This is a genomic window from Allocoprococcus similis (assembly GCF_054660775.1).
The window spans coordinates 93,999-117,919 of record NZ_BAAHSG010000018.1 but is presented as its reverse complement, the minus strand read 5'-3'; the positions used below and the strand labels follow the sequence as shown (position 1 = coordinate 117,919).

Genomic DNA, 23,921 nt, shown 5'->3' with positions numbered 1-23,921 from the left:
GAATATTTTATGCAGAACGAAATTTATGATGAGAAAAATGGACTTACTTATATGTTATGTGGTGATTATTATTTGCCAGAATTGGCACTTACAGATATCGAACCAACTTATGGGAAATATGGGATGCTTCGTAAAAGCTATTTACAGGAACACAGAAAGGCAAAATATCAAATATTGTTGTTACAAGGAAAACTTGTCGAGCATTTGAATCAGATTGATGCAGAAGCAAGGGATAGAGAAGAACAATTAGTAAAACAGATGATGGAGAAAGAAGGAATTACAGAGGAATTAAAAAGGCAAGACAACATGGAATGGACAAGGAGGATGAATACCCTTTGTCATGATGCAGAAGAGATGATTTTGACGGAAATGATATACACGAAAGGATAATGAACTGTATTGGATAGCAAGAATTTTGCAGCCCGGATAGCAAAAAAGTGGAAGTCCGGATAGCAAAAAAATGGAAGTCCGGATGGCAAGATTCTTGCTGTCCGGAAAGATAAAAAAGGGAGGGATTAAAAATGTTGGTTAAGTACATAATAAAAGTGTTTTTATATTTAATTCTTGCAGTAATGACATTGATTCACTGGTTATTAAAAATTCCGATGATATTGGGAAATATTTTGCTTTACTTTTTATCAATTATATTTATTCTGACAGGTGTTTTGAGTTATGGATTTGCATTGGAATCTGCAAGAGAATGTGGTCGAATGATAATAATTGGGATGGCATTTGGTGCAATACCAGACTTTGTCCCATTTTGGGGAAAAAGTTTAGAGACATTGGTTGCAAAACTGTTGAGTATGACAAATGAATGAGAAAGTCGATATGAAAGAGGGCTGTGAAAGGCGCTCTTTTCTTTTTGCAACTGTGGAATGGCAAGATAATAACGTTATATACAGTGTATATTAAGTAAAGCTATTGTATTTCTGCATGATGGGAACATAGGGAGTCCATATAAAGGCACTTAATACAGGCCATGATGGGTCGATCAGTACCGGTCATGCGAACAGTCCGGATGATATGATGAGCAGACTGTCTACAATGGTACTGATGGGGATTAAACTTCCGCTGGAAGCAGTTATGCGTCAGATCGCTTCCGGAATCGATATCCTGGTACATCTGGGACGCCTTCGGGATAAGAGCAGGAAAGTATTGGAAATCATGGAGGTATTGGGATATGAAAAAGGAGAAATCAGGCTTCAACCGTTATTTTCCTTTCAGGAGACGGGAAGTAAGGATGGAAAAATCCAGGGGGAGTGGGTGAAAAGATCCACGCTTACACGGACGGAAAAACTTATGGCGGCAGGGTATCAGCCGGAAGGAGTATGCCCTGGCAATAACGGAAAGTACTATTCTGGTGTTTCTGATCACCATGCTGTTCTATTCAAGACTGTGGATGATGGCAGTGCTTTTTCCTCTGGGAATGAAGTATTACGAAAGAATGATCCGTCAGGCGGAGGAAAAAGGGAAGAGACGTTTTGAAAGACAGTTCCAGGATGCACTTCAATCACTGGAAGCGCAGCTGAATGTGGGATACTCTATGGAGAACGCGATCAAAGAGGTACAGAGAGACCTGCAGATCATGTATGACAGACATGCACTTATTGTACGGGAATTTACGTACATGGTAAGGCAGCTGAATCTGAACGTAACCGCGGAAACTGCCTGGAAGGATTTTGCTGCAAGGGTAGCACTTCCGGAGGTGGATACATTTGTTACTGTATTTTCTCTGGCAAAGAGAAGCGGAGGTGACAGTATTCTGATCATTAAAAATGCAGTTAGACAACTTGGTGATAAAGCGGAAGTAAAAAGAGAAATCGATACCGTAATTGCAGCGAAGAAAATGGAATTTCAGATCATGTCAGTAATCCCTTTGGGAATTATTGGTTATATGCGTCTGAGCTTTCCGGAATTTATGGCGGGGTTATACGGGAATCTGCCAGGAGCGGCTTTTATGAGTATTTGTCTTGGAGCTTACATTGCTGCCTGGAGACTTGGATGTAAGATTGTGGAAATCGAGGTATAGAAATGTGGTTTTGTATCGGAATGTATTTCTTTCTCGGAGCTTGTGCACGGATGTATTTCAAGAAGAAATCTCTTTTCGGAAAATGGGACAGGCTTCTCAGGCAGATATTTCTTTTGATGATGGCGGTGACAAGTCTGGCATTTTTGTCGGAAATCGTGCAGAAGACAAGGACGGAAAACTCTGAAACCATGCAGATAAAGCGGAACGGGTACGGGGAAGGACAAAAAGAAGCGGCGCTTTCTATGCAGGTTGAAGGAGAAAAAAAGCAGGATATAGAAATTCAGGTGTCACCGAAAATTTACAGTGAAAAGCGGCTGGAAAAGGAGTTTCAGAAAGCGAGGGAAGAGCTTGTAAAAGTGATTTCCGGGGAAAATAAGGATCTGTCGCATATAAAGACAGATCTGGATCTGGTAACAGCATTAGACGATTTTCCGTTTTCGGTTTCCTGGGAACTTAGCAGATATGATGTAATGGATTCGCTTGGGAGACTGGATCAGGAAAAAATCCGGGAAGAAGATCCGGAGAATCAGGGGATTGGGATGAATATTACCGGAGTTCTGCATTATGAAGATAAGGTATATCCGTGTGAGATGGATCTGGTTATTTTTGCAGGACAGGAGAAAACGCTTTCCACGAAAGAACGGGTTCTGGAACTGGTAAGATCACAGGACAGTGCTACGAGGCAGAAAGCATATCTTACACTGCCTTCCAGTCTGGACGGCAGAAAAATTGCCTGGACAGAGGAGAAAGATTCAAAAGTGATTCCGATTCTGATGCTCGGAATGGCGATAAGTATTCTGCTTGTCGGAAGAGAAATACAGAAAGAAAGCAATCGGAAGAAGACGAGAAAAGAGCAGATGATGCTGGATTATCCGGAAATTATCACAGAGTTTACGATGCTGACCGGTGCCGGAATGACAGCAAAAAATGTGTGGAAAAGGATTGCGGAAGATTATGGGATCACCAGGGGAAAAACGGGAAGAAAAAGAGAAGCATATGAAGAAATCTGGAGAACCTGGCAGGAAATGAAAAGTGGGATTCCGGAGATAGAATGTTATGAAAGATTTGCAAGAAGATGTGATCTGATCCCGTATATGAAAATGGGAGCACTTCTTTCACAGAATCTGAAAAAGGGTGCAAAAGGAATTTCAGAAATGCTTCGTATGGAGGCAGTACAGGCACTGGAGGACAGAAAGAGCAGGGCGAGACAGCTGGGAGAAGAGGCAGGCACCAGACTTTTGATCCCAATGCTTTTGATGCTGATCATCGTGATTACGATCGTAGTTGTACCGGCATTTTTGTCGATCCAGGTGTAGGAGGTGAGAGAATGAAGGCGGTAAAAAAGAAGCTGTGGACAGGATGGATCAGAATTCAGAAGATTCTGACGGAAAAAGACGGGATTTCAACGGTAGAATTGATTCTTGTACTGGTCGTCATTATCGGTCTGGTTATCATTTTTAAGAAACAGCTTAATGAACTTGTAACTAAAATATTTGAAAAAATAACGAATGAAAGTTCAGGAATCTAAAATAAAAATTTTATTTCAGAAATGAGTGTGTACAGAAATGAAAAAAATGGTAAAGGGAGAGATTACTGCGTTTCTAAGCCTGGTCTTTCTTCTGCTTCTTACTCTGGTTGGGGCATTGCTGGAAAGCGCTTCGATCCAGCTGGCAAAGAATGAGAGAAGAGCAGACGCAGGCAGGGCAGTGGAATCTGCGTTTGCAGAATATCAGAAAGATCTTCTGGAGCGATATGGTATTTTTGCAATAGAAGGCAGTTATGAATCCGGAACAATGTCTGAAGAAAATATTTTAAACCGACTGTCCTTTTACGGGGCAGAAAATATAGAAACAGAGATTGCGGCAATCCGTTATCTGACAGACCAGAATGGGAAAGAATTTCTGCGGCAGGCGGTGGAATACGAGAAAATGAAGACAGGAGCTGCAGCGATAGAGAATCTGACGGGAAAGGTATCCGAATGGAAGGAGCAGGAACTGAAAGCAAATGAATATGGGAAAGAGAATATAGAGACGAGTAAAGAACTTGACCAGATGCTGGAAAGTGAAAAAGAAGAACTTCCTGCAGAAAATAATCCATTGGCGGATATTGTGGATATACAGGCGCAAGCACTGTTAAATCTGGTCAGTCCGGAAGGATTTACGCTGTCATCGAAAGGTGTAAAGTCAGAAGAGACTGTATCGAACCGAAAGCTCAGGCAGGGATACGGAACCATGAAGGAAAAAGATAATGGGGCCGGAGATACCATTTTTTTCAATCTGTACCTTATAGATAAGTTTGGCAATGCTGCAAATAAGAAAGAGAATACAGCACTGGACTATGAGATGGAGTATTTGCTGGGAGGAAAGGCGAGCGATAAGGACAATCTGGAATATGTGATCGGGAGAATCCGAATCCTTCGATTTGCAGTGAATTATGGATATTTGCTGACCGATAAGGACATGCAAATGGAAGTGGATACCCTTGCAGCGACACTGAGTGCAGTCTTTCTTTCACCGGAGATCGGACCTGTGATCAAGCATGCGCTGCTTCTTGCATGGGCTTATGGAGAAAGCCTTACGGATGTTAAGACGCTTCTGGCAGGAAAGAAGGTTCCGGCTGTAAAGAGTAAGGAAAGCTGGAATCTGACGCTGGATGGTCTGCTTGAGCTGGCAAAGAACAGAAGTATTCCGGAAGGGAAGGAGACTGAAGAGGGGAATTCTTATGAGCAGTACCTGCAAATGATGCTGGTTTTAAAGTCAAAGGAAGAACTGTCGATGAGAGCATTGGATCTGGTGGAAATGAATCTGCGATCCGGAATGGAGAAAACGTTTTTCCGGGCAGATGCCTGCGTATCAGGAGCAGACTTTGACATAACATGTTATCTGAGAAGAGGAATCCGGTATCAGTATCATATTTTATATCAATATCAGTAACAAAAAATGAAAATGTTAGGGAGGTGGATACAGGTGTCTTTTCTGAGGACAATCAAAATAATAAATAAAATTCCTTTGATGATGTATAGAAAAATATTGAATTACAAACACATATTTGATATTCGCAGAAGGGAGGAAGGATTTGATTTTCTACCTGATTTGATCGCCATATCTTGTGTCAAAGAAAAGGCATCTGTATCTGCCTCGGTAACAGTAGAAGCTGTACTTTGTGTTCCGCTTTTCCTATATGCAGCGGTGAGTCTGATCTGGATGCTGGAACTCAGAAGCATCCAGTCTGCGGTAAGATGCGGACTACAGAGTGCAGGAAAGCAGGTGGCAGAGAGTTTTGCGGAAATTCCGGTGCTGAATCCGATAAGCCTGCATGCAGATCTTGTAAATGCGGTCGGGAAAGAAAGGATGGATCGAAGTATGATTGTTGGCGGAAGCGGAGGAGTCAGCTGCAAAAAGTCCTGGGTGATACCGGGAATGGGAGTGCTGGAACTGACGGCAGAATATGAAGTAGAACTGCCGGTTCCCATCTTTCATATTCCGGTACTGCATTATAAAGAAAAAATGAGGATGAAGACATGGACCGGTTATGTAAAGACCTATGAAGCAGGGATTGGAGATAATGAGCTTGTATATGTGACAGAAACAGGGATTGTATATCACCGGAATTATCAGTGCACTTATCTGGAACCGTCCGTGCGCAGTGTTGCGAAAACACAGTTAGGGGAACTGAGAAACAGCAGTGGGGGAATTTATCATTTGTGTGAACGGTGTGGATGGATGCCGGGAAATGATGGCAACTGCTATGTCACAGATTACGGGGATCGTTATCATACTTCATTAGCATGCAGCGGACTGAAGAGAAAAGTTTATACAGTTCCTCTGTCAGAAGTAAAAGGAAAAGGAGCATGTTCAAAATGTGGTGGAAAATAGCAAAATTGGCAGGATTATTTTTTTTAGGATTCGGAGCAGTACAGGATATAAAATATCAGAAAATCTCGACAGAATATCTGCTCGCGGGAAGCTGTGCGGCGATTCTGTACCGTGCGTTATTTGGACGGATGCATTGGAGTGTATGGGTTGCCGGACTGGGATGTGGAATTGTATTTCTCATGATATCGAAATGGTCACAGGAGGGAATAGGGTACGGAGACAGCTGGATGATCCTGAATATGGGTATTTTTCTTGGGATCTGGAAGCTGCTTGGAATGCTGATGCTTGCATTTCTTGTGGCTGCGATGGCAGCAGGAGCAGGTCTTTGGAGCGGAAAATGGAAACGGACGACCAGAATGTCATTTTATCCTTTTCTTTTGATCGGCTATCTGGGGACATTTATATGGTAAAGCTAAAAGGAAGTACAGTAGTTGAGATGGCGTATCTGATGCCGGTAGTATTGCTTTGCTGGATGGCAGTCATTTTCGCACTTTTTTATTACCATGATAAAAATATTATCGGTGGGGCGGCATATGAGACTGCGATTGTCGGAAGTGAAGAATGGCGCTGGAAAAAGGAAATAGAAGATGGAAAAATGGAGCAGTATTTTCAGAAAAGAATTGAAAACAAACTGATATTTTTTGATACGGTATCGGTGGAAACTGCGGTAGTAAAAGATGAATTTGAAGTGACAGCAGGAGCGCAAAAGAGGAAAATGCGCGTATCTGTTAAACGCAGTGCGGCACTGACTGTGCCGGAGGAAAAAATACGCAGGAAAAAAGTATTGCAGGAGATTGTAGAAAGGAACCAGGAGGAATGAGGGAAGAGTACGAAAGAGATTTACATCATGCCTGGATGATTCTGGAAACAGATGAGCTATATAAAGAAGATTATCAGATGCGGATGCTGATGGAAAATGCAATTCCCGGACTCTTGTCGGTAAGAGGGCAGGGAAAAGATGATAAAAGCCAGTACCGCTATGAGATCAGTGGGAAGATATCCGTGAAGGCAAAGGGAGAAAAAGAACACTGGAAATTTGCAGACCTGGAAAATTTTATGAGACAGTTTATCCAGGTGCTTTATGCAGTGAAGAATTATCTGCTGGACGTGAACTGTCTGAGCCTTGAGCCGGGACATATTTATGTATCGGATGAAATCTATTACTTTTGTTATTGCCCGGGACTGGAAGGTAATATTCTGGAAAAGTTTCATGAGCTTACAGAGTATTTTGTCAGGGAGACAGATTATGAACAGAAAGAGGCAGTCTATCTGGCATATGAATTACATAAAGCTTCGATGGAAGAAAATTATAATATCGAGTATGCGCTGGAGCGGATACTGGAGAAGAAGGAGAATGAGATGGAGAGTATACAGCCGGAGAAAAAAGCAGGATATGATCTGCAGGAGGAACTGATCCTGGATGACTGGATTGCAGAACAGGAAATGAAAGGGCAGGTTGTAAAGGACAGGCAGAGCGTCTGGGGATTTCTGAATCAGCGCCTTCAGAAACGGAGAAAAAAACGGGAATCCCAATGGGATGAGATAGTGGCGGATGATTCAGAGGAATAAGTAAGATAGGACATGTTTTTCTTTTTACTACATTTTCCAGTTTATGGAAAGAAGTACTTGTAAAACAATTACGTGTTTTTTATAATAAAATATGATTATGTAATCGGCAGCAAAAGCAAAAAAGAAGTGCCTTTTCCACAGGAAGAAGTAACTGTTACTGTTCCGGCGTGAGCTGTGATTGTCCGTCTGACAATGGCAAGACCAAGGCCGGTGCCGTCTGGTTTATAAGTGACAAAAGGGTCAAAAATCGTGTCGAGATATTCCGGTGAGATTCCACATCCGGTATCAGATATGGTAATCTGAAGCATTTGGTCTTTGAGGACTGCTTCCAGACGGATTGAACCGGCAGACGAAATGGCTTCACGAGCGTTTCTTAAAAGGTTGAGAATCGCTTCATGCAGCTTTAATCTGTCGGCTGTCAGAGAGGGAAGATCAGGGGCTATCAGAGAAGAGAATCTAATGTCGGTATCTACACAGGAGGCGGCAAAGGACAGGCAGATCTGTCCAAAAAAGTCCTGTGCAGAAAACGTGCTCAGATGCAGATGTTCGCTGTTATTATAGGCAGACAGCTCCTGTAGCAGAGAGATTGTATATTCGATGTCTTCGCGAAGCTCTGACCAGTGGCTGAAATCTCTGGCTTCAGGATGACTGGACTCTATGAGCTGAAAGGTACTGTAGATCAGCGTCAGTGGATTGCGAACTTCATGACTGATCTTGCTGATCGTATATTGCTGTGAATCCAGAAGTTTCTGAAGTAATTCATGAATTTCCGGATTGGAATTCATAAGCTGATGTAACTTTTCATAATCATTTGCAGTAAATGGCATGGCAACGACTATCCTTTCCATGATATAAAGTAGTTGTAGTTTATCATTGAAAGGCTGGTTCGTAAACAAATTCGAGATTAATCGAAGAAAATGTAGAAAGAAGGAAAAAACATGAGGGATGAGAACTGTATTTTTTGTAAAATCGCAAATGGAGAAATTCCATCTGCAACCATATATGAGGATGATGATTTCAGAGTAATTCTGGATCTTGGACCGGCGACAAAGGGACATGCACTGATCCTGCCAAAAGAACATGCGGCAGATATTTATTCTATTGATGAAGAACTGGCAGGAAAAGCATTTAAGCTTGCAAAGAAGATCACAACAAGATTAAAAGATGTACTTGGATGTGACGGATATAATATCGTACAGAATAACGGGGAAGCGGCCGGTCAGACTGTATTTCATTTCCATATGCATCTGATTCCGAGATATAAAAATGACAAAAGCGGATTCGGCTGGAAACCGGGTAAACTTACAGATGAAGATCGGGATGAAATCCTGGAAAAACTGAAAGAAAAATAAAATAGTGAGGTACTGGAGTGAATTCTCAGAATAAGAATAAAAAGGAATTCGAGAACGTGTACTATAAAAATAAGGTCAACGTTTATCGGATAGCAATGGATTATTCTGGCAGTCACAAAGAGTCAGCGGAAGAGATATTCCAGGAGGTTTTTCTAAAACTATATACACACTTTGATACGGTAGATGAAGAATACATGGCAGCATGGCTGGTAACAACAACGAAAAATACAGCGATCAATTATATGAAAAAGCGGGCAAGAGAATGTCCGAAGGCAGATATTGAGCTGTTTTCGGATCTGCACTTGAAGGAATATGCGGAAAGTGCAGAGGAGCATGTATTCCACAAAATTTTACAAAAAGAAAAAGTGGGTTATGGATGGACGATTCTGGATGCGTTGTACGAAGAAAATGAAAACTGGTACGAAGCAATCACCATGGTTTACTGTCTGGAGAGAAAACAAAAAGATGTGGCTGAATCTATGGGGATCAGTATCCAAGCACTGACGGGTGTACTGTACAGAGCAAGAAAATGGGTAAAGATACATTACAATTCTGATGATTACACAAAATAGCACCGATGGATATGTAAAGAAAACAGGTGTCGTTCCGGCACCTGTTTTTGAACAATGTAAATAACTGTTGTTAAAAAATTATTTGGAAGCAGCATCTTCGATCAGACCGATAATTGTCTTGATCGGATCCTGCTGAGAAGACTGATTCATTGCATTTATGAAGTCTTCACGGGAATCATAAAGCTTGTGGACAGCTGTGAGAAGCTTTTCATCTGTAAGCTCTTCTTCTTCCATAACCATACTGAATCCCTGACGTTCAAAAGAACGGGCATTCAGTATCTGGTCACCACGGCTTGCGTTAGCTGAAAGTGGAATCAGAAGATTTGGTTTGCGAAGAGCAAGCAATTCGCAGATTGCATTTGCACCTGCTCTTGAGATTACAACATCGGCAAGGGCGAAGAGATCTTTCAGTTCATCCTGAATATATTCAAACTGAACATAGCCGTTCAGACCGGTGAGCTTTTCATCGAGCTTGCCTTTACCACAGAGATGAACAACCTGGAAATCTTTTAACAGTTCAGGAAGAATCTTGCGTACTGCATTATTGACTGCGACTGCGCCAAGACTTCCTCCGACGATCAGGATAACTGGTTTGACTTCCTTGAAACCACAGAAAGCGCGGGCTTTTTCTTTATCTCCGGTGAAAAGCTCCTGACGGATAGGGGATCCGGTAAGGACAGCTTTATCCTGAGGAAGGGAACTTAAAGTTTCCGGGAAGTTACAGCATACTTTTGCAGCTGAAGGAATGGAAAGCTTATTAGCCAGTCCCGGAGTCATATCCGATTCGTGAATGATAACAGGAACATGGTTCTTCTTTCCGGCAATCACAACAGGAACACTTACAAATCCACCTTTTGAAAAAATTACATCCGGTTTTAACTGCTTGATCAGGCGGTTGGCTTCACTGAAGCCCTTCAGGACGCGGAACGGATCCGTAAAGTTCTGAAGGCTGAAATACCGGCGGAGCTTACCGGAAGAGATACCATGATATGGAATTCCCTGCTGTTCAACCAGCTGCTTTTCCATACCGTTGTAAGAACCGATGTAATGTATGTCATACTGCAGTTCCCGAAGACGGGGAAGCAGTGCAATATTAGGTGTAACATGTCCGGCAGTACCTCCGCCGGTCAGAATGATGCGTTTCATAATAAAAATCCTCCCATTGATGGTGCGAATTAAGATTCGCAGTTGATACAGGCAGAGAGACTGCCCTGATATCATAATATTAAACAGGTGAAGGAAAAAGGTCAAGTTAAAGGGAAAAGAAATCCAAAAGAATGAGGTTTAAAATGGAAAAACATGAAGATAATCTGGATAAGCTTTTAAAAGCTGAACTGGAAAAAGAAGCCGGGGAAATCATGGAAGAAATGGACTCGGACGAATCACTGCAGGACATTTCCTTTCCAGAAGACCTGGATGAAAAGATGTGGAGTAAAATCCAAGAATATGAAGAACAGCAGAAAGCATATGAAAAACTGTCAGATGCCGACAAGGAGGCAATCCGTCTCGGACGAGAGGTTCAGGCGCTTCGCGACGGGAAAGATACGAAGGATCGGCTTAAGAAAGATGTGGAGAGTGACAGTTATATAGATAATGTTGTGCCAATTGAGCATGTGAAGCATGAAGCAGACAATAAAGCAAGTGACGACGGTACGAACGGAGAGACCGGGAAGGAAGCCGGAAAGAAGAAAGTTAAGAAGAGAAAACGGCACTGGAAGGTATATGGAATCGTGGCGATCGTGGCTGTGCTTGCTATGATGTGGAGTATGGTGAGTATTGGTGGGACGCCGTTCTTTGGCAGGGTGTTGAATGATATTATTGGTGATAGAGAAATGGTGAAGGTTAATACGGAAAGGGAGGATGGAGATAAGAATAAAGTTGATGTTTATGATGAGTCGAAAGTGTATGAAGATATTAAAGAAAAATTTGGAGGTGATGTTGTTAGATTAAGAATAACATCAAAGGAGATGTCATTGGTACAGAGTGATATAGATGAAGTGTTAAAGAGAGTCTGTCTGATTTACGATAATAAAAAAAATATAATCGAATATCAAATAGTTTTTAATTATAAGGAGCAATCTCATGGATATGATGTAGAAGATAAAAAAATTAAGGAGGAACAAATTAAAGTAGCTGGTAATAATATTGATATTTTTCAATATGAATTACCTGATGGTAATAAAGAAAATATAGCACAATTTACATATGAAGATGTATTTTATACGATCAATGCAACTATGGATGAGGACGAGTTTAAAGAACTTTTAAAAAATTTGTATTTTTTTTAAATATGGCGTGAGATTTTTCGCGCTCAATTGTTAATATAGTGTAGAGAGGAGGCGAAAGGTGAAAAAAAGTAAAATTTTGTCGCTGATTATGACAATGATTATGGTTTGTACATTGTTTATCAGTACACAAGGAGTTGCAAAGGCATCGGATGCACCAGAGTGTGTTGATGGCTCTTATTTGACAAATAACGATTCGTCAGAAGTGACAGTTGGCTCAATGAGTAGAGGCGTATATTTGAAAAGCGGATCATCAACAATTACAAAAGTAGGTCCAGGCAAAATTGGTGCAGGAGGAAACACAGTAGGGCAGAAATCGGTTTCCAAAATTACAGTAGATGTGAAAGTAGAAAGATATGTAAATGGAAAATGGGGATACTATACCTCATGGATTGAAACAAACTATAATTCTGTTTATGTAAGTACAAGTAAAACATTGTCTGTACCAACTGGATATTATTATCGAGTATGCTGCGTACATTACGCAAACTCAGACGTAAGTGATTCGTACACAGACGGCATTTACATCTAAAAATCACAAACCAAACATCCCAACCCCTTACCCACTCTAACTTACCCCGCACCACCAAAAAAAAAATAATTTTTATAAAATATCCATACGACTATCAACCGGTGCGGCAGTTAGCGAAAGTAAGGACGAGGGAACAATATGAGGGAGGGAGATGGGAAGATTCCTTTTAACACCTGCCTGAATTGCAGGTTGATAAAGTTCAACATCTCCGGTCTTGCAGACTGACAAGAGGGCGAACAGAACTGTAAAGACCACAACTAATAAATGTATTTTCTGATTGGACAGAAAGCATATGACCAAATAATACAACCCGGTCGTGAAGTATGTGAGTATGGAACATCAGAGCAAGCAAGAAACCTAACTAATGTTAAACTGAATTAGACCAAAACAAGCAGGTCGGGATAATTCCTGACCTGCTTGTTTTGACGCAAAATTGCGAAAAAATTATTTGATTACTGGTTATTGCTTAAATATTCTTTTAAAGCAAGTGAAAGCTGATCCGGGCAGGATGTTGCTTTGTATCCGCATTTGATACCTTCGATGCGTGAAATTGCTTCGTGAATATCCATCCCTTCAACGAGGCGTCCGATGCCCTGTAAGTTACCGTTACATCCGCCTGTGAACTCAACATTATGAATACGTCCAGCTTCATCTACTTCTAAGTGAATATTCTTAGAACAGACGCCGTGTGGTGTAAATTCCATGAGTATAATCCTCCTTTATATTTATACTATTATTGTGTCTTATAAAATTGCCTCAATGATTATAACACAGCCTTATAAGAAAATGCTAGTGCATATTATAAGAAATCTGATATAATAGCTATTGTAATTTTGAAGGGAAATCTATAGATATAGATAAAAACAATATGTAGGAAAAACGGAGGATTTTCAAATGATAGGAATTATCGGAGCAATGGATGAAGAGGTTGCAATCTTAAAGGAATCGATGGAAGTTCAGGATACGATGGAACGCGCCGGAATGACTTTTGTCAAGGGTATCATGAGTGGCAAGGAAGTTGTAGTTGTAAGAAGTGGTATCGGAAAAGTCAACATGGGAATCTGCGCACAGATTCTGATTGACTGTTTTGGTGTGGATACACTGATCAATACAGGTGTGGCAGGTTCTCTGGATGCAGATATCAACATCGGGGATATCGTGATTTCTACAGATGCAGTTCAGCACGACATGGATGTAAGTATGCTTGGCGATCCGGTAGGACAGATTCCGAGAATGGATACCTTTTCTTTCCCGGCGGATAAGAAGCTTGTGGAGCTGGCAGTGGAAGTAAACAAAGAAGTGAATCCGGACATTCAGACATTTACCGGAAGAGTGCTCAGCGGAGATCAGTTTATTTCCGGCAAGGAGAAGAAAGAATATCTGGTAAAGACATTTGATGGAAAGTGTGCGGAGATGGAAGGCGCAGCAATGGCGCAGACCGCATATCTGAATAAAGTTTCGTATGTCATTATTCGTGCAATTTCGGACAAAGCTGACAACAGTGCAACGATGGATTATCCGGAGTTTGTGAAGATGGCAATCACCCATTATGTAGGGCTTGTCAAAGGTCTTGTAGAAAGAATGTAATGCGTAAGGCAGCAAAGTAAAACAAAAAAGCAGCGTCATTTTCCAGACAGGATGTCGGATTGTGGCGAACGATTAGGGAATCCAAATTCGGAGGTTTACGGTATAATGACGGTAAATCTAAGAAGGAGGATTCTTTTTATGTTGGAAATGTTCGTGGTGAGAGAAACGGTATTTTTTCTGACGGGAGTGATGATCGGGATCGGCGCAATTGCAAGACTGATTACCGGGATTTCACTGAAAAAGCTGGTAAGAGCAGCAAGTAACATGAGTAAAAGCAATCATCCGCTGATGCGGCTTGTAAGGGCGAAATTTGAGCATGGGTGTATGGTGAGTGATAAAGTACAGAATGTTGGTGCATTTGTAGAGAAATATTTGTATGAATACCGGGTGCTTGGCGTGCGGCTGCACACCTGGAGACAGTGGGCGAAGGGGAGCATCTGGCTCTGCCTTATCTTTGGAGCCACAGGAACAGCGCTTGCTTATGCAGCGGGGGAGAGGGAACAGGGACTTTACAGATATGGTATTTTGGGCGGTATGGGAGCTTTGGCGCTCTTTTTACTCCGGATGCTTGCGGATGATGCCTATCAGCTGGAGGCAGCGAAAACCTATATGGTAGATTTTCTGGAAAATACATATGCTCATCGCTATGAGAAGACCAATCAGAAAGAAATCCAGGTTACGGTTCAGAGAGCGGATGAGATTCCGGAGAAAATGGATGCAGAGGAAAATGAAGCGGCGCATTCTGGTCAGGTGCAAAGACCATTTTCAGAAGAAACCGTGCCAGCAAGCGCAGCTACGGTAAATGCGGCTTCTGCGAACGAAAAACGGTATACGGAAGATGGAAAAATGCAGCAGACAGTAGCAAAAGTGGGACAGGCGAATGCAAATCAGGCTGATGAAATGCGGGCGCAGCAGCCGGGAGCACGGATGGAAGATACAGCCGGTTCCAGATTTAAGCAGGAAGATACCGGCGAAAAGCTGGAGCCGACAAAAGAGGCAAGAATCCGGGAAATTCTGGAAGAATTCCTTGCCTGACTGGTATGGATAATCGCAAGTTAAGTGAAATCTGCCCAGTATATAAAAAAGTCTTTTTCGGGTAAAAACGTGATTTAAAAATATAAAATACCGATATGTGGAAAAACTGATTCCAGATATCGGTATTTCTATTATTATTGGGCAGGTGGTACACTTTTGCAGTTCACAGTTTCACAGAAAAAACACAGAATGAACACAGATTGCCCCCAGAAGTTTCACAAATCATCCGTATAATTGAAAAGCATGAAATTTTGTAGTCAGGAGGAACAACATTGATTGAGGTAAAAAATCTTGTAAAGAAATACGGCTCACATCTGGCTGTAGATCATTTGAATTTTACTGTAGATACCGGGCAGATCTATGGATTTCTGGGACCGAATGGTGCCGGAAAGTCCACAACAATGAATATTATGACCGGCTATCTTGGCGCCACAGAAGGTGAAGTGCTGATCAACGGGCACAATATACTGGAGGAACCGGAGGCAGCAAAAAAATGTATTGGTTATCTGCCTGAGATGCCACCGCTTTACACGGATATGAAGGTAAATGAATACCTGCGGTTCGTAGCGGAGCTGAAGAAGATCCCGAAAAAGGAACGGCAAGAGCAGATTGAGAAGGTCATGCTGATGGTGAAGATCATGGATGTACAGGACCGGCTGATCAAGAACCTGTCCAAAGGTTATAAGCAGAGAGTCGGACTTGCGCAGGCGATCCTTGGATTCCCGGAGATCATCATTCTAGATGAACCGACGGTCGGACTGGATCCGAAGCAGATTATTGAGATCCGTGAGCTGATCCGCGAGCTGGCAAAAGAGCATACCGTGATCCTGAGCTCGCACATTCTGGCAGAGATCCAGGAAGTCTGTGATTATATTATGATCATTTCCAAAGGGAAACTGGTGGCAAGTGATACACCGGAGAATCTGGAAAAGCTTCTGACAAATCAGCAGACTGTGGAAATTCTGGCGAAGGGAAATGAAGAGACGGTACGGAAAGTCGTCGGCACAATCGGCAATGTTCAGAAGGCATCTGTGGAGCAAGGAAAAGAAGAAGGAACGGTAAAGGCGAGTCTGTTCCCGAAGGCTGGAAAAGATATCAGGGAAGCAGTATTTATGGCATTTGCACAGGCGGGCTGTCCGTTACTTATGTTGTATCACAGCCGCACGACGCTGGAGGATGTCTTCCTGGAGCTGACACAGGGAAGCACACCCGCAGCCGCAAAAGCGATGAAGGACGGTGAAAAGAAAGGCTGGATGACAAAGCGGCATAAGAAAAATGCGCAGGAAGAGGCAGAAGAGAACGAGCTGACTGAGATGGATGAAGAGCCGGAAGAAAATGCCGTTCCGACAAGTGAGGATGAAAAGGAGGATCTCGAAAATGACAGCAATTTATAAGCGAGAATTAAAATCCTATTTTCAATCAATGACAGGCTATGTTCTGATCGCATTCCTTGTGATCTTCACGGGAATCTATTTTATGGCGTACAACTTAAATTCGGGATATCCGTATTTTTCATACGTTCTGATGAACATCAACTACGTGCTGATCATTATTATCCCGATGCTCACCATGCGTTCATTTGCAGAGGAACGGAAGAACAAGACCGACCAGCTCCTGCTTGCCGCACCGGTGAAATTATTTGATATCGTGATGGGAAAATACCTTGCGATGGCGACAGTATTTGTGGTACCGTGCCTGATCTTCTGCATTTTCCCAATTATCATTAAGAGCTTTGGAACGGCGTATCTGAAGGTGGATTATCTGTCGATCCTGATGTTCTTTCTGCTCGGATGCGTGTATCTGGCAATCGGAATGTTTCTTTCGTCACTCACAGAAAGCCAGATCATTGCGGCAGTAACAACCTTTGGCGTTCTGCTTCTGCTCTATCTCTGGGGAGGACTGATCAATTTCCTCCCGACATCAGCTACAAGCGGCATGATCGGCATTGTGGTACTCGTTACCATTGCAGCACTGATCATCTACCGGATGACGGGAAACTGGATGATAGCAGGAATTATCGAAGCGATCGGAGTTGTTGCGGTTGTGATCGTAAGCTTTGTAAAATCTTCATTATTTGAAAATATTCTGGTCAACATCATGAAGAAGCTGTATCTTGCAGATATATTTGATAACGTAGCGTATAACAAGCTTTTCGATGTGAGCGGGCTGATCCTGTATCTGACTGTGGCAGGTGTATTTATCTTCCTGACCATGCAGTCCATTCAGAAAAGACGTTGGAGTTAGGAGGGAGAAGACATGGAAAAAATCAGAAAAATGTTTACCAGCAAGTCATCCCGGAACGGAACTTACAGCGTAGGGCTTGCAGTGATCGTGATTGCGATTGCGATCGTGATCAATCTGGTGGCAGGACAGCTTCCGGAAAATGTAAGAAATATTGATATCAGTAGTAACAATCTGTACGATATCAGCAGTGTATCTACAAAAATGCTGAAGAAGCTGGACAAAAAAGTAGATCTGAAGGTGATCGCAGAACAGGATTCTGTGGATACCCGGATCAAGATGTTTGTGAAAAAATATGCGGCGCTTTCCGGCAAAGTAAAAGTGGAATGGGTGGACAGCGTACTGCATCCATCAGTTCTTCAGAAATATAATACCGATGGAAATGTGATTGTTGTATCGTGTGATGCAATCGGAAAGTCTACAACGATTTCATTTTCAGATATTATCCAGTCGGATTATTACTCTTATTATACGACCGGAAGTGCCAGTGAAAGTTCTTTCGATGGCGAAGGACAGCTCACCAGCGCGATCAATTATGTAACAAGCGAAGAGACGAGCAAGATTTACCGAACCAGTGGTCACGGAGAATCGACATTTTCAAGTTCGGTAAGTGATCTGCTTACCAAGAATAATCTGGAGACGGAAGAAATCAACCTGAGTATGAATCCGGAAATCCCGGATGACTGTGACCTGTTGTTCCTCTATGCACCGACTTCAGACATTACAGATGATGAAAAAACGATCATTGAAAATTATCTGAATGATGGTGGGAAGGTTTATCTGATCCTTGGAGATACGACTGCAGATACACCAAATCTGGACGGAATTATGTCTGATTACGGACTGAAAAAAGTCAGTGGTTACATTGCAGATACCCAGAGATGTTACCAGGGAAATTATTATGCAATCTTCCCACAGCTTTCTCTAAGCGGGGATCTGGGAAGTGGCATCAGCAATCAGATGGTACTTCTGCTGAATTCACTTGGTATGGAGAAAACAGATACGGATAATGATAATCTGACGGTTACTCCGTTTATGCAGACATCAAGCAGTGGATATGCGGTAACGGAGGATGACCAGACTCAGGGACAGTATATCCTGGGAGCCGTTTCTACCAATACGGTTTCTGCGGATTCTTCAGATTCAGACAGTGAGGATACAGATGATTCGACCGATTCAACCGAAACAAAGACAGCAAGACTTACCGTACTTGCTTCTGCATCTATGATCAGCTCGGATATCACAGATCAGCTGACGACACTGGATAACCTGACTTTGTTTGTAAATTCAGTGACAGAGAATTTTGATAATGTAAACAATGTTGCGATTGAAGCGAAGAGTCTTTCAACTGAGACCAACACACCGATGCATGCAGGTGCATTCAGCATCCTTGTGATCTTTATTATTCCGCTTGCAATTCTGATCCTTGGATTTGTGATCTGGATGAGAAGACGGAAAGCGTAAGAGGCAGGAGGAAAAAAGATGGAGAAAAAAACAAGGACAATAGGAATCCTTCTGCTCGTACTGATTGTTCTGCTCATTACATTTTTCGGGCTGAAAAAATGGAATACATCTAAGTCAGAGGCAGAAGAGAAGAAAAAAGAAAACGCAGTGGTGCATATTTTTGAGACAGATTCACTGGAGTCGATCAAGTATAAAGAAGCATCCGGGGAAGAAATGTCCTTTGTAAAAGAGGATGATACCTGGGAGTATGCGACGGACACCACGATCGCACTGACGGAGAGCAGTATGCAAAATATGGAAGATGCATTTTCGGATATTCAGGCGGTAAAAGAGATCAAGAATCCGGATGACCTTTCGGACTATGGATTTGATTCGCCGGAATATAATCTTACGCTGACCGGAAAGGATGGCGAGGCACATAAATTTCTAATCGGGAATGCTTCCGGAGAAAATTATTATTTCATGGAAGATGGAACAGAAAAAGTGTACACGGTATCGGCTGATCTGATTTCGGAAATGGTATGGCAGCTTGCAGATGTTGCTGAAAAGGACAGCTTTGTAACAGTTACATCCGATAACTTTGTAAAAGAGACTGTGACAAAACCGGGTGACGAGGTAAAAACCTATGAAGCGGACAATGAGGATCAGGAAGATACTGTCACAAGTATTATGACAGCACTTTCCGGATTCTATTTTACAGATTGTGCAGATTATCATGTGACGGACGCGACGCTTGGCGATTATGGGCTTGCGGAGGATCAGCGGACGAAGGTGGAGCTGACTTACAAGGATACGTCGGATGATGATAAGGAAAAGACGGTTACATTCTACGTGGGAAGCAAGGACGACAGTGCGACTTATTATTATGTACAGATGGACGGTTCACAGAGAGTAAGCCGGGTGCTGATCGATACGGTAGAGAAGGCGCTTGGATGGAAAGTGGACAGTAGTGCAGAGTAGAAGAGGTTGTAGGAAAATTAAATAATAAGTAAGAGGGACGATGTCTTTTGGATGACAGATTTTTCTTCCAGATAAAAGGAAATAAGTGAGTGTAGGTGTTCACTTATAAAACTGGAAGGGAGCAGATTGAAAAGACATCGTTCTTTTTTTATAAACATGCTGAAGGCGAAGTTATATGGGAAATACCAGATGATTATATAAAATAATGCAAAATAACAATAAAAGATATATTTTTAACGATATACTTATACATATTGAACAGTCAAAATGTTTATTGACAGGTAAAAATGGAGCAAAAAAGAGAAGAAAAGAAAAAAACGGAGACAAAAAGCAGTATGTGGAAGACATGACGACATTTCGAGGGAAAAGAGAATGCTATATAATTCAGACATGCATAAAACAGATGAATAATTATTCAGAACAATGTGCGAGGAGGAAAGAAAATGAATTGGAAAAAAGTTAGTGCAGTAATGTTAGTAGCAGTGATGACTGCATCGTTAGCAGCATGCGGCGGAAGTGGAAGCGGAGATAAAAAAGAAGAAAGCAAAGATACCGGGAAATCTCTTACAGTAGCAATCTGGGACAGCAACCAGGAACCAGGACTTCGTGAAATTATGGATGATTTCACAGAGGAGACAGGAATTGATGTAGATATCCAGATCACTCCATGGAGAGATTACTGGACAATGCTTGAAGCAGCAGCAACAGGCGGATCTATGCCAGATGTATTCTGGATGCATTCCGATCAGATTGGTACATATGCAGAATATGATGATATTCTTATGAACCTTTCCGATAAAATTAAAGACAGTGATAAAATCGATTTATCAAATTATCCAGAAGAACTGGTTAAAATTTACCAGAATGCAGATGGAGATCAGCTTGCAGTGCCGAAGGATGTAGATACCTGTGCAGTATGGTATAACAAGAAAATGTTTGATGAAGCAGGAATTGATTATCCGACAGATGACTGGACATGGGATGATTTCCGCGAAGTTGCAAAGAAACTTACTAAAGATGACGGAAGCCAGTACGGTGTAGCTATAGCACCGGCAAACTACCAGGAATCATGGTACAGCACAATTTACGCATATGGTGGAGAAGTTCTTACACCAGATAAGAAAAAATCCGGATTTGATGAGCCGAAGACAATTGAAGCAATGGAAATGATCGAAAATATCATTAAAGATGGATCAATGCCAGATTATACTGTACTTTCAGAAAATGATTCAACTGCACTTATGGAAGCTGGAACAGTAGCAATGACATTCCAGGGATCATGGAGCATTCCGGAACTTGCAGGTAATGATTATGTGAAAGAAAACTGTGATATTGCACCTCTTCCGAACGGACCAGAAGGAACAAAATCCATTTACAACGGACTTGGCTGGGCAGCATCTGCAAACAGCGAAAATCCAGAAGGTGCATGGAAACTGATCGAATATCTTGGCTCAAAAGAAGCTCAGGAAAAACAGGCAAATCTTGGAGTTACAATGTCAGCATATGAAGGAACTTCAGATACATGGGTAAATTCACATCCGGAATTTAATATGCAGGCTTATCTTGATATGAGAGAAGATGCACAGGCATATCCAAGTTCCAAGAATACACAGGTATGGTTCCAGATGATGTTAGAGAAGATGGTAGACGGATTCAGCGGTGCAAAACCTATGAAAGATGTTTGCGAGGATGTTGCAGTTGAAATGAACAAGTTCCTTGCAGAAGAATAACAGCAAATTTTTAATGGGGTATCTGAAATGGGTACCCCTTTTGAAATCTAAGGATGGTAAGAGATGAAGGTAAAAAAAACAAAGAAAAAAATGACAAACAGGGAACGCTCGGAATTTCTTTGGGGCTGGCTATTTATTCTGCCGACAATGGCGGGACTCATGATTTTAAATATTATTCCAATCTTCCAGACAATCTATCAGAGCTTTTTTAAGACAGGCTCATTCGGAAGAGGAAATATTTTTGTTGGACTCGAAAATTATAAGAGACTTTTTGCCGATGGTGCGGTATGGCAGGCTCTTTTAAATACATTAAAGTATGCAGTAGTGGAAGTCCCATTTTCGATTATAATTGCGATTGTACTGGCAGTTATGCTGAATCAGAAAATGCGAGGACGTTCTATTTACAGAATGATTTATTTCATGCCTATGGTATGTGCACCGGCAGCGGTTGCTATGGTGTGGAAATGGTTATATAACTCAGAATTTGGACTTTTAAACCATATGTTAGAAGCCATAGGACTTCCGAAAGTTAACTGGGTATCGGATCCGAAAATAGCATTTATTTCGCTTGCAATTGTAGGAATCTGGAGTGTTATTGGATACAATATGGTTCTGTTCCTTGCAGGACTGCAGGAAATTCCGAAAGATTATTATGAAGCGGCAGAAATTGATGGTGCAAATGCAGTAACACAGTTTTTCAAGATTACATTACCGCTTATTTCACCAACAATGTTTTTTGTTGTCATCACAAGAGTTATTGCTTCCTTACAGGTATTTGATTCTATTTTCATGATGATCGGTAAGAACAACCCGGCTCTTCCAAAGACACAGTCACTGGTATATCTGTTCTACCGATATGCGTTTGTGGAAAATAACAAAGGATATGGATCAGCGATCATTGTATTGCTTCTTTGCATTATTATGCTGATAACTGTATTCCAGATGAAAGCACAGAAGAAATGGGTACATTATAACTAGAGTAGGTGAAGAAAATGAAAAAAATAGGAAATTGGCACAAATTAATAAAACATGTAGTTCTGATCATAGGCGCATTGATCATGTTGGTTCCATTTGCCTGGATGATCCTGACTGCATTTAAGACCAAATCAGAAGCAACGCAGATGAATCCATTCATAATTTTTCCGTCACAGTGGAGAACGCAGGCATTTGCAAATGTTGTCCGGAAAATGGATTTTATCAAGATGTACATTAACACACTGTTAATGATTTTCGGAAGAATTGTATGTGCGGTACTTACTGCAACAACGGCAGGATATGCATTTGGAAGATTAAAATTTAAAGGAAGGGATCTGTGTTTTTCATTGGTACTTTTCCAGATGATGGTTCCGGTTCAGATCTTTATTATTCCACAGTATCTGATGGTATCGAAGATGGGAATGCTGAATACGATTTTTTCACTGATTTTCCCTGGACTGGTTACTGCATTTGGTACATTCCTTATGAGACAGGCGTATATGGGTCTGCCAAAAGATCTGGAGGAAGCTGCCAGATTGGATGGCTGTAATATCGGTCAGACATTTTTATATGTCATGATGCCACTTACAAAATCATCTATGGTTGCACTTGGAATCTTTACAGCATTATTCGGATATAAAGACTTGATGTGGCCATTGATCGCAAATACCAATCAGCAGTCTATGCCACTTGCAGCAGGACTTGCAAAATTACAGGGACAGTTTTCATCAAACTATCCGGAACTGATGGCCGGATCACTGATTGCCTGTATCCCAATGCTCGTACTTTATCTGCTGTTCCAGAGACAGTTTATCGAAGGAATTGCAACTTCAGGCGGTAAATTATAGGGATTTACCGCGGTGAAGTTTTTGATATTCGCTGGGACTGATGTGATAAACCCGGCGGAATGCTTTTGAAAATGTCTGGGAGTCAGGATAACCAATCTGGTGAGAAATATCCTGTATTCCAAAGTTTGTAGAAGTAAGAAGTTCCTGTGCTTTTTGCATACGGAAAAGAAGGAGATAATTCTGTGGCGTCTGCCCCTGGTGTGACTGAAATAAAGAACACAGGCGGGAACGGCTGATTCCGAGATAATTGGAAATATCCTGTACATGGATATTACAGTCATAATTATCCGAGATAAATTCAAGTGCCTGTGCAAAAAGGGTAGCATTTGTATCTGCTTTTGAACCAGCAGGAAAAGCATTTTCAGCCGTATTTGACGAAATCAGCAGGGACATCAAGTGAAATAGACAGCTAAGTCGTCTGAGATCGTTACCTGTAGCTGGTTTCCAAGTATTTAGTAACTGCTGGATCAAGATAGTAAATTGTTCAACAGGTATATAACTGTCACGAACAGGATTCTCCGAGTCAAAACCGGCCTGTTTTAGCCATAAGGATGCCTTTGGACCATAAAAACTGACCCAGGCGTAGTGCCACGGATCTTCTGAGTCAGAACTATAGCAAAGCGGTGTATCAGGTGGACACAGGAAGAGCTGTCTTCGTGAAAGATGCCAGGTTTTTCCGTTGACCTGAAAGGTACCTTTTCCGTCTATGATAAAATGTAAATGATATTGCGGGCGCGGTTTGTCCCATGTATGTCCAGGAGGGCATTTCTGGATGCCACATGAAAAAAGGGACAGATCACTGCCCTGTGGATTAAGATGTGACAGGCAATGGTAATCTGGGTATTCTTCGTAAATCGGTGTTGGCAT

The 23,921-nt window shown here is 41.8% G+C and carries 27 protein-coding genes and 1 pseudogene; 24 read left to right on the top strand and 4 right to left on the bottom strand.

Annotated features, from left to right (window positions below; translation table 11 throughout):
- The first annotated feature begins 9 nt into the window (after positions 1–9).
- From ACYQ5K_RS09795 to ACYQ5K_RS09745, 11 genes and pseudogenes are all read left to right on the top strand, one after another.
- Positions 10–390, top strand: a complete 381-nt coding sequence (locus ACYQ5K_RS09795) for a TnpV protein (RefSeq protein ID WP_055151993.1) — start codon at positions 10–12, stop codon at positions 388–390.
- A 131-nt stretch (positions 391–521) separates the two neighbouring features.
- Complete coding sequence (locus ACYQ5K_RS09790; RefSeq protein ID WP_173858383.1) at positions 522–818, top strand: hypothetical protein; 297 nt, start codon at positions 522–524, stop codon at positions 816–818.
- Positions 819–957: 139 nt separating this feature from the next.
- Positions 958–1,314 (top strand): annotated as a pseudogene (locus ACYQ5K_RS09785) (ATPase, T2SS/T4P/T4SS family); the annotation flags it as partial.
- Positions 1,315–1,426: 112 nt separating this feature from the next.
- Positions 1,427–2,029 (top strand): type II secretion system F family protein, encoded by a 603-nt coding sequence (locus ACYQ5K_RS09780; protein WP_459777516.1) that lies wholly within the window; start codon positions 1,427–1,429, stop codon positions 2,027–2,029.
- A 2-nt stretch (positions 2,030–2,031) separates the two neighbouring features.
- Positions 2,032–3,345, top strand: coding sequence for a secretion protein F (locus ACYQ5K_RS09775; RefSeq protein ID WP_459777515.1), 1,314 nt, complete (start codon positions 2,032–2,034; stop codon positions 3,343–3,345).
- Positions 3,346–3,356: 11 nt separating this feature from the next.
- Complete coding sequence (locus ACYQ5K_RS09770; RefSeq protein WP_022220442.1) at positions 3,357–3,557, top strand: Flp1 family type IVb pilin; 201 nt, start codon at positions 3,357–3,359, stop codon at positions 3,555–3,557.
- Between the two features lie 37 nt (positions 3,558–3,594).
- A complete protein-coding gene (locus ACYQ5K_RS09765) occupies positions 3,595–4,962 on the top strand; it encodes a DUF5702 domain-containing protein (protein ID WP_459777514.1) in 1,368 nt (455 codons plus the stop codon).
- 78 nt (positions 4,963–5,040) lie between these two features.
- Positions 5,041–5,904 (top strand): pilus assembly protein, encoded by an 864-nt coding sequence (locus tag ACYQ5K_RS09760; protein WP_459777513.1) that lies wholly within the window; start codon positions 5,041–5,043, stop codon positions 5,902–5,904.
- The gene (locus ACYQ5K_RS09755; protein ID WP_195230983.1) at positions 5,889–6,314 is read left to right on the top strand and encodes a prepilin peptidase; all 426 of its coding nucleotides are present in this window, start codon (positions 5,889–5,891) and stop codon (positions 6,312–6,314) included. Before ACYQ5K_RS09760 ends, ACYQ5K_RS09755 begins: the two co-directional genes overlap by 16 nt.
- Positions 6,308–6,724 carry a TadE family protein gene (locus ACYQ5K_RS09750; RefSeq protein ID WP_055261909.1) on the top strand — a complete coding sequence of 139 codons (417 nt, stop codon included), beginning with the start codon at positions 6,308–6,310 and terminating at the stop codon, positions 6,722–6,724. The genes ACYQ5K_RS09755 and ACYQ5K_RS09750 overlap by 7 nt, the downstream gene beginning before the upstream one ends.
- The gene (locus tag ACYQ5K_RS09745) at positions 6,721–7,473 is read left to right on the top strand and encodes a DUF6382 domain-containing protein (protein ID WP_459777512.1); all 753 of its coding nucleotides are present in this window, start codon (positions 6,721–6,723) and stop codon (positions 7,471–7,473) included. Before ACYQ5K_RS09750 ends, ACYQ5K_RS09745 begins: the two co-directional genes overlap by 4 nt.
- A 95-nt stretch (positions 7,474–7,568) precedes the next feature.
- Here the strand turns inward: ACYQ5K_RS09745 and ACYQ5K_RS09740 are convergent, their stop codons facing one another.
- Positions 7,569–8,300 (bottom strand): sensor histidine kinase, encoded by a 732-nt coding sequence (locus ACYQ5K_RS09740; RefSeq protein WP_459777511.1) that lies wholly within the window; start codon positions 8,298–8,300, stop codon positions 7,569–7,571.
- Between the two features lie 111 nt (positions 8,301–8,411).
- Here ACYQ5K_RS09740 and ACYQ5K_RS09735 point away from each other — a divergent pair, with 111 nt between their 5' ends.
- Both ACYQ5K_RS09735 and ACYQ5K_RS09730 read left to right on the top strand, forming a co-directional pair.
- Complete coding sequence (locus tag ACYQ5K_RS09735) at positions 8,412–8,825, top strand: HIT family protein (RefSeq protein WP_195230986.1); 414 nt, start codon at positions 8,412–8,414, stop codon at positions 8,823–8,825.
- Between the two features lie 17 nt (positions 8,826–8,842).
- A complete protein-coding gene (locus ACYQ5K_RS09730) occupies positions 8,843–9,397 on the top strand; it encodes an RNA polymerase sigma factor (protein WP_459777510.1) in 555 nt (184 codons plus the stop codon).
- Positions 9,398–9,475: 78 nt separating this feature from the next.
- Here the strand turns inward: ACYQ5K_RS09730 and ACYQ5K_RS09725 are convergent, their stop codons facing one another.
- Positions 9,476–10,543, bottom strand: coding sequence for an undecaprenyldiphospho-muramoylpentapeptide beta-N-acetylglucosaminyltransferase (locus tag ACYQ5K_RS09725; RefSeq protein ID WP_459777509.1), 1,068 nt, complete (start codon positions 10,541–10,543; stop codon positions 9,476–9,478).
- A 143-nt stretch (positions 10,544–10,686) separates the two neighbouring features.
- Between ACYQ5K_RS09725 and ACYQ5K_RS09720 the strand changes: the two genes are divergently transcribed.
- Positions 10,687–11,685: a DUF4367 domain-containing protein gene (locus ACYQ5K_RS09720; protein ID WP_459777508.1), complete on the top strand. Its 999-nt coding sequence runs from the start codon at positions 10,687–10,689 to the stop codon at positions 11,683–11,685.
- A gap of 58 nt (positions 11,686–11,743) precedes the next feature.
- Entirely contained in the window at positions 11,744–12,214 is a 471-nt protein-coding gene (locus ACYQ5K_RS09715) for a DUF6147 family protein (protein WP_173688800.1), read from the top strand.
- Between the two features lie 452 nt (positions 12,215–12,666).
- Here ACYQ5K_RS09715 and ACYQ5K_RS09710 read toward each other — a convergent pair whose 3' ends face one another.
- Entirely contained in the window at positions 12,667–12,918 is a 252-nt protein-coding gene (locus ACYQ5K_RS09710) for a TIGR03905 family TSCPD domain-containing protein (protein WP_008374186.1), read from the bottom strand.
- A 190-nt stretch (positions 12,919–13,108) separates the two neighbouring features.
- On the opposite strand from ACYQ5K_RS09710, the gene ACYQ5K_RS09705 reads away from it, so the two are divergent.
- From ACYQ5K_RS09705 to ACYQ5K_RS09665, 9 genes are all read left to right on the top strand, one after another.
- Positions 13,109–13,801: a 5'-methylthioadenosine/adenosylhomocysteine nucleosidase gene (locus ACYQ5K_RS09705; RefSeq protein ID WP_173688801.1), complete on the top strand. Its 693-nt coding sequence runs from the start codon at positions 13,109–13,111 to the stop codon at positions 13,799–13,801.
- Between the two features lie 138 nt (positions 13,802–13,939).
- Complete coding sequence (locus ACYQ5K_RS09700; protein ID WP_459777507.1) at positions 13,940–14,836, top strand: hypothetical protein; 897 nt, start codon at positions 13,940–13,942, stop codon at positions 14,834–14,836.
- 272 nt (positions 14,837–15,108) lie between these two features.
- Positions 15,109–16,230 (top strand): ABC transporter ATP-binding protein, encoded by a 1,122-nt coding sequence (locus ACYQ5K_RS09695; protein WP_459777506.1) that lies wholly within the window; start codon positions 15,109–15,111, stop codon positions 16,228–16,230.
- The gene (locus tag ACYQ5K_RS09690; protein WP_459777505.1) at positions 16,214–17,080 is read left to right on the top strand and encodes an ABC transporter permease subunit; all 867 of its coding nucleotides are present in this window, start codon (positions 16,214–16,216) and stop codon (positions 17,078–17,080) included. The genes ACYQ5K_RS09695 and ACYQ5K_RS09690 overlap by 17 nt, the downstream gene beginning before the upstream one ends.
- Positions 17,081–17,092: 12 nt before the next feature.
- Positions 17,093–18,541, top strand: coding sequence for a Gldg family protein (locus tag ACYQ5K_RS09685; protein ID WP_459777504.1), 1,449 nt, complete (start codon positions 17,093–17,095; stop codon positions 18,539–18,541).
- An 18-nt stretch (positions 18,542–18,559) separates the two neighbouring features.
- The gene (locus ACYQ5K_RS09680; RefSeq protein ID WP_195230997.1) at positions 18,560–19,501 is read left to right on the top strand and encodes a DUF4340 domain-containing protein; all 942 of its coding nucleotides are present in this window, start codon (positions 18,560–18,562) and stop codon (positions 19,499–19,501) included.
- Positions 19,502–19,944: 443 nt separating this feature from the next.
- A complete protein-coding gene (locus ACYQ5K_RS09675; protein ID WP_195230999.1) occupies positions 19,945–21,231 on the top strand; it encodes an ABC transporter substrate-binding protein in 1,287 nt (428 codons plus the stop codon).
- Between the two features lie 63 nt (positions 21,232–21,294).
- Positions 21,295–22,209 carry a carbohydrate ABC transporter permease gene (locus ACYQ5K_RS09670; RefSeq protein ID WP_195231001.1) on the top strand — a complete coding sequence of 305 codons (915 nt, stop codon included), beginning with the start codon at positions 21,295–21,297 and terminating at the stop codon, positions 22,207–22,209.
- Positions 22,210–22,223: 14 nt separating this feature from the next.
- On the top strand, positions 22,224–23,054 hold the full coding sequence (locus ACYQ5K_RS09665; protein WP_195231003.1) for a carbohydrate ABC transporter permease: 831 nt from the start codon (positions 22,224–22,226) through the stop codon (positions 23,052–23,054).
- Here the strand turns inward: ACYQ5K_RS09665 and ACYQ5K_RS09660 are convergent.
- A complete protein-coding gene (locus ACYQ5K_RS09660) occupies positions 23,049–23,921 on the bottom strand; it encodes an AraC family transcriptional regulator (protein WP_195231004.1) in 873 nt (290 codons plus the stop codon). The genes ACYQ5K_RS09665 and ACYQ5K_RS09660 overlap by 6 nt on opposite strands.

Bases quoted from the DNA above. Each gene is read 5' to 3' on its own strand.
- ACYQ5K_RS09670 (WP_195231001.1), top strand. From the start codon at position 21,295: ATGAAGGTAAAAAAAACAAAGAAAAAAATGACAAACAGGGAACGCTCG.
- ACYQ5K_RS09770 (WP_022220442.1), top strand. From the start codon at position 3,357: ATGAAGGCGGTAAAAAAGAAGCTGTGGACAGGATGGATCAGAATTCAG.
- ACYQ5K_RS09765 (WP_459777514.1), top strand. From the start codon at position 3,595: ATGAAAAAAATGGTAAAGGGAGAGATTACTGCGTTTCTAAGCCTGGTC.
- ACYQ5K_RS09710 (WP_008374186.1), bottom strand. From the start codon at position 12,918: ATGGAATTTACACCACACGGCGTCTGTTCTAAGAATATTCACTTAGAA.
- ACYQ5K_RS09660 (WP_195231004.1), bottom strand. From the start codon at position 23,921: ATGCCAACACCGATTTACGAAGAATACCCAGATTACCATTGCCTGTCA.
- ACYQ5K_RS09780 (WP_459777516.1), top strand. From the start codon at position 1,427: ATGAAGTATTACGAAAGAATGATCCGTCAGGCGGAGGAAAAAGGGAAG.
- ACYQ5K_RS09760 (WP_459777513.1), top strand. From the start codon at position 5,041: ATGATGTATAGAAAAATATTGAATTACAAACACATATTTGATATTCGC.
- ACYQ5K_RS09665 (WP_195231003.1), top strand. From the start codon at position 22,224: ATGAAAAAAATAGGAAATTGGCACAAATTAATAAAACATGTAGTTCTG.
- ACYQ5K_RS09690 (WP_459777505.1), top strand. From the start codon at position 16,214: ATGACAGCAATTTATAAGCGAGAATTAAAATCCTATTTTCAATCAATG.
- ACYQ5K_RS09775 (WP_459777515.1), top strand. From the start codon at position 2,032: ATGTGGTTTTGTATCGGAATGTATTTCTTTCTCGGAGCTTGTGCACGG.
- ACYQ5K_RS09795 (WP_055151993.1), top strand. From the start codon at position 10: ATGCAGAACGAAATTTATGATGAGAAAAATGGACTTACTTATATGTTA.
- ACYQ5K_RS09725 (WP_459777509.1), bottom strand. From the start codon at position 10,543: ATGAAACGCATCATTCTGACCGGCGGAGGTACTGCCGGACATGTTACA.
- ACYQ5K_RS09745 (WP_459777512.1), top strand. From the start codon at position 6,721: ATGAGGGAAGAGTACGAAAGAGATTTACATCATGCCTGGATGATTCTG.
- ACYQ5K_RS09735 (WP_195230986.1), top strand. From the start codon at position 8,412: ATGAGGGATGAGAACTGTATTTTTTGTAAAATCGCAAATGGAGAAATT.
- ACYQ5K_RS09790 (WP_173858383.1), top strand. From the start codon at position 522: ATGTTGGTTAAGTACATAATAAAAGTGTTTTTATATTTAATTCTTGCA.
- ACYQ5K_RS09685 (WP_459777504.1), top strand. From the start codon at position 17,093: ATGGAAAAAATCAGAAAAATGTTTACCAGCAAGTCATCCCGGAACGGA.
- ACYQ5K_RS09680 (WP_195230997.1), top strand. From the start codon at position 18,560: ATGGAGAAAAAAACAAGGACAATAGGAATCCTTCTGCTCGTACTGATT.
- ACYQ5K_RS09675 (WP_195230999.1), top strand. From the start codon at position 19,945: ATGAATTGGAAAAAAGTTAGTGCAGTAATGTTAGTAGCAGTGATGACT.
- ACYQ5K_RS09705 (WP_173688801.1), top strand. From the start codon at position 13,109: ATGATAGGAATTATCGGAGCAATGGATGAAGAGGTTGCAATCTTAAAG.
- ACYQ5K_RS09720 (WP_459777508.1), top strand. From the start codon at position 10,687: ATGGAAAAACATGAAGATAATCTGGATAAGCTTTTAAAAGCTGAACTG.
- ACYQ5K_RS09740 (WP_459777511.1), bottom strand. From the start codon at position 8,300: ATGCCATTTACTGCAAATGATTATGAAAAGTTACATCAGCTTATGAAT.
- ACYQ5K_RS09755 (WP_195230983.1), top strand. From the start codon at position 5,889: ATGTGGTGGAAAATAGCAAAATTGGCAGGATTATTTTTTTTAGGATTC.
- ACYQ5K_RS09750 (WP_055261909.1), top strand. From the start codon at position 6,308: ATGGTAAAGCTAAAAGGAAGTACAGTAGTTGAGATGGCGTATCTGATG.
- ACYQ5K_RS09700 (WP_459777507.1), top strand. From the start codon at position 13,940: ATGTTGGAAATGTTCGTGGTGAGAGAAACGGTATTTTTTCTGACGGGA.